The sequence below is a fragment of the Actinoplanes sp. NPDC051633 genome, assembly GCF_040681735.1.
GTDB lineage: Bacteria > Actinomycetota > Actinomycetes > Mycobacteriales > Micromonosporaceae > Actinoplanes.
Map to the genome: position 1 here is coordinate 1 of NZ_JBFAZH010000727.1, position 4,011 is coordinate 4,011.

The 4,011-nt window shown below is 68.2% G+C and carries 6 protein-coding genes; all 6 read right to left on the reverse strand.

Annotated elements, in window-relative coordinates; all coding sequences use genetic code 11:
- A partial coding sequence (locus tag AB0M20_RS30700) for a flavoprotein (RefSeq protein ID WP_364303818.1) occupies nt 1-362 on the reverse strand: 362 nt, incomplete at its 3' end.
- Nucleotides 363-417: 55 nt separating this feature from the next.
- Complete coding sequence (rpoZ, locus tag AB0M20_RS30705) at nt 418-681, reverse strand: DNA-directed RNA polymerase subunit omega (protein ID WP_015623990.1); 264 nt, start codon at nt 679-681, stop codon at nt 418-420.
- 13 nt (nt 682-694) lie between these two features.
- Nucleotides 695-1,294, reverse strand: coding sequence for a guanylate kinase (gmk, locus tag AB0M20_RS30710; RefSeq protein WP_364303819.1), 600 nt, complete (start codon nt 1,292-1,294; stop codon nt 695-697).
- A gap of 32 nt (nt 1,295-1,326) precedes the next feature.
- Nucleotides 1,327-1,644 (reverse strand): integration host factor, actinobacterial type, encoded by a 318-nt coding sequence (gene mihF / locus AB0M20_RS30715; RefSeq protein ID WP_071807771.1) that lies wholly within the window; start codon nt 1,642-1,644, stop codon nt 1,327-1,329.
- A gap of 185 nt (nt 1,645-1,829) precedes the next feature.
- The gene (gene pyrF / locus AB0M20_RS30720; protein WP_364303821.1) at nt 1,830-2,666 is read right to left on the reverse strand and encodes an orotidine-5'-phosphate decarboxylase; all 837 of its coding nucleotides are present in this window, start codon (nt 2,664-2,666) and stop codon (nt 1,830-1,832) included.
- A 17-nt stretch (nt 2,667-2,683) separates the two neighbouring features.
- The gene (locus AB0M20_RS30725; protein WP_364303822.1) at nt 2,684-3,877 is read right to left on the reverse strand and encodes an adenosylmethionine--8-amino-7-oxononanoate transaminase; all 1,194 of its coding nucleotides are present in this window, start codon (nt 3,875-3,877) and stop codon (nt 2,684-2,686) included.
- Between the last annotated feature and the right edge of the window lie 134 nt (nt 3,878-4,011).

Sequence of the window (4,011 nt, forward strand, 5' to 3'; positions counted from 1 at the left end):
GGCGCCCACACGATCGGGCAGGTGGCGGTGAGCAGCGTGTTGGTGAGCAGGTCGTCGGCGATGCCGTGGGCGGCCTTGGCGATCAGGTCGGCGGTCGCGGGCGCGACCACGACCAGGTCGGCGTGCCGGCCGATGCGCACGTGCGGCACCTCGTGGGCGTCGTCCCAGACCTCGGTGGCCACCGGACGGCCGGAGAGTGCGGCCCAGGTGGGTGCGCCGACGAAGTGCAGGGCGGCGGCCGTGGGCACGACGCGGACGCCGTGCCCCGACTCGGTGAACAGCCGGAGCAATTCGCAGGCCTTGTAGGCGGCGATGCCGCCGGAAACTCCCAGTACCACCTCGGTCACAACTAACGCCCCCATAACAAAAGGCCCCGCGCCCAGATTGCGGGACGCGGGACCAACATTAACGAGTTGATCAGGGGTTGTCGGTCGCCTCGGCGGTCAGCAGCCCGGCGTTGATCTCACGCATCGCGATCGACAACGGCTTTTCCTGCGGAGTGGTCTCGACCAGCGGTCCGACGTACTCGAGCAAGCCCTCACCGAGCTGGCTGTAGTAGGCGTTGACCTGCCGGGCGCGCTTGGCCGCGAAGATCACCAGCGAGTATTTCGACGATGTCTTGTCCAGGAGCTCGTCGATCGGCGGATTGGTGATTCCCTCGGGATTTGCGATGGTTCCCACGAGTAAAAGATCCTTAATGTTCTGGCGCCTGTGCTGGGGTCAGGTATGACGAACCGAGTAAGCCTACCAGTTCGTCGGCGGCACGCTCGACGAAGTCGTTGACGACGGTCCGGTCGAATTCCTTTTCCGCCGCGAGTTCCTCGTCGGCGTGCGCGAGGCGGCGTCGGATCGTCTCCTCGTCGTCGGTGCCCCGGCCGATCAGGCGACGTTTGAGCTCCTCGACGCTGGGCGGGGCGAGGAACACCAGCTGCGAGTCCGGCATGGTGGCGCGGACCTGGCGGGCGCCCTGCAGGTCGATCTTCAAAAGAACGGGCCGGCCCTGTGCGAGCCAGCCCTCCACCTGTGCGCGCGGCGTTCCGTAGAGGTTCCCCGCGAATTCCGCCCACTCGAGCAGTTGTCCTCCGTCGATCAAGCGCTGGAACTCGGCCCGATTGACGAAGTGGTAATGCTCCCCGTCGGTCTCGTAATCGCGTTTCTTGCGCGTCGTCACGGACACCGACAGCTTGATCCATGGCGAGCGCGCCCGGATCAGCTCGATCACACTGTCCTTGCCCACCCCCGAGGGGCCGGACAGGACCGTGAGGCGGGCTGCCGGGCGCGCGTCGTCATCCATGCTCACGGCTCATTCCTACACGAGCCGACGAGTCAGTTCGCAGCGAACTCCCCCAGGAGGGCCTTGCGCTGCTGCTCGCCCAGACCACGCAGACGGCGGGAGTCTGCGATCTTGAGCTTCTCCATGATCTGCGTGGCGCGGATCTTGCCGATACCCGGCAGCGCCTGCAGCACGGCCGAGACCTTCAGCTTGCCGACGACGTCGTCGCCTTCCGCCCGGTCGAGAACGGCGGCGAGGGTGGTCTTGCCAGACTTGAGCTGATCTTTCAGCTCGGCCCGGGCCTTGCGAATCTCCGCAGCCTTCTCCAGCGCTGCGGCACGCTGCTCGGGGCTCAATGACGGGAGCGGCACCAGTTCTCCTCAGTGTCCCTATCGCGCCGACAGTCAATACCGGCGCATCTGTGAAACGTGGTGTGCCATGGAACCAAAGGGGCATGTGGTTCCCGGCGACTCGGAAAACTAGCGGTCATGCAGGCTTTCGGCAACGTGGGGGTACCCCTCGATCACCTCGCGCCCGGCCTGCTAAGACGTCCGTTTCACCCCAGGGCGGCGCGGCACGCATGGGCCGCACGCTGCGTGGCTGACCGCAGGGCGGTCACATCGGGTCCCGCTCCGAGGACCTCCCGTGAGTACGAAGGCAACACGTTTTGCAGACTTTCGCCGAAGATCGTCCGGAGCTGTTCCGGGGTTCCACCCTGCGCGCCGAGGCCCGGGGCGAGCAGCGGACCGTTCACCTTGGACAGGTCGTGGCCGCTGTCGCCAATGGTCGCGCCGACCACCAGCCCGAGGCTCCCCAGAGGATCCGCACCCGCGTTGACCTGGGAAATCTCATCGATCACGGTCTGCGCGACGGTGCGCCCGTCCGCAGTGACGGCATGCTGGACGGCCGGTCCCTCCGGGTTGGACGTGAGCGCCAGGACGAAGACGCCGGCGCCGTTGGCGGCCGCCAGATCGAATGCGGGGCGCAAGGAGCCGACGCCGAGATAAGGACTCACAGTAATCGCGTCGACACTCATCGGACTCGATGGATCGAGGTAGGCGCTTGCGTACGCGGCCATCGTCGAGCCGATGTCGCCGCGCTTCACGTCGAGAAGGATCAAGGCTCCGGCCTCGCGTGACTGTCGGATAGTTGACTCAAGAACGTGGATGCCACGTGACCCAAATCTCTCGAAAAACGCCGACTGGGGCTTCAGGACGGCGACCCGATCGGCGAGGGCTTCGACCACCGTGAAGGCGAAACTCTCCAGGCCCGCGACCGTGTCGGGCAGGCCCCAGTCGGACAGCAGCGAGGCATGGGGATCGATGCCGACACAGAGCGGCCCCCGCTCGGCGACGGCATGATGCAGGCGTTCTCCGAAGGTCTTGGTGGCCAAGGTTCTCCCTCTCCCTGTCAGGTGGCGGACACCGCGGCGGCGATGGCGCTGGTAATGCGGGCGGCGTCGGCGTCGTCGGTCACGTACGGCGGCATGGTGTAGATCAGGTCGCGGAACGGGCGCAGCCACACGCCCTCGCCGGCGGCGGCCGCGGTGGCCTTGGCGACGTCGACGTCGTGATCCATCTGGACCACGCCGATCGCGCCGAGGACACGCACGTCCGCCACCCCCGCGGCATGCCTCAGCGGCTCCAGGCCGCGCGTCAGGACGGTTTCCAGGCGTTCTGTCGCGGATGCCCAGCTTCCGTCGCGGAGCAGGCTCAGGGAGGCGTTGGCGACCGCGCAGGCGAGGGGGTTGCCCATGAAGGTCGGGCCGTGCGCCAAGCCACCGCCCGGGCCGGCGGAGATCGCGGACGCGACCTCGGGGGTGCAGAGGGTGGCGGCGAGGCTCAGATACCCACCCGTCAGCGCCTTGCCGAGGCACATGATGTCGGGCGTGACGCCGGCCCGGTCAGCGGCGAACATCGATCCGGTGCGGCCGAACCCGGTCGCGATCTCGTCGAAAATGAGGAGAATCTCCTGCTTACGGGTGACCTCCCGGAGGACCCGTAGATAGGCCGGGTGGTGAAACCGCATCCCGCCGGCCCCCTGGACGATCGGTTCGACGATCACCGCGGCCAGCTCGCCGGCGTGCCGCTCGATCGTGTCGGCGAGCCGCTGCGCGTAGTCCTCGTCGTAGTCCGCCGGCGGCGCGTCGGCGAAGACCTGAACCGGCAGCACCCCGGTCCAGAGCGAGTGCATCCCGCCGACCGGGTCGCAGACGCTCATCGGGTGGAAGGTGTCCCCGTGATACCCGCCGCGCCAAGTGGCGAGCCGCCGGCGGCCGGGCCGCGCCTGCAGCGCCATCTTGATCGCCACTTCGACCCCGACGGACCCGGAGTCGCACAGAAACACGTGCTCGAGCCCGTCCGGGGTGAGGTCGACGAGCGAGGCGGCGAGTTCGATGGCCGGCGCGTGGGTCAGCCCGCCGAACATGACGTGGCTCATCCTGGCGGCCTGCTGAGCAAGAGCGGCATCGAGTACGGGGTGCCGGTACCCGTGAATGGCGGCCCACCACGACGACATCCCGTCGATCAGCTCACGCCCGTCGGCCAGCCGCAGCCGCACCCCGGCGGCACTCTCGACGAGATAGGGCTCGCTGCGCCCGGGCATGGGCCCATACGGGTGCCACACGTGGTCCCGATCCAGCCGCCGCAACCGCTCGACTTCCCGGCCCGATGCCGGCGATCCGGCCGACGCGATGCCCGGCACGGGCGGCAGACCGCCCGGCGCGGGCGGGTCGGACA

Bases quoted from the DNA above. Each gene is read 5' to 3' on its own strand.
- AB0M20_RS30725 (WP_364303822.1), bottom strand. From the start codon at position 3,877: ATGCCCGGGCGCAGCGAGCCCTATCTCGTCGAGAGTGCCGCCGGGGTG.
- gmk (WP_364303819.1), bottom strand. From the start codon at position 1,294: ATGGATGACGACGCGCGCCCGGCAGCCCGCCTCACGGTCCTGTCCGGC.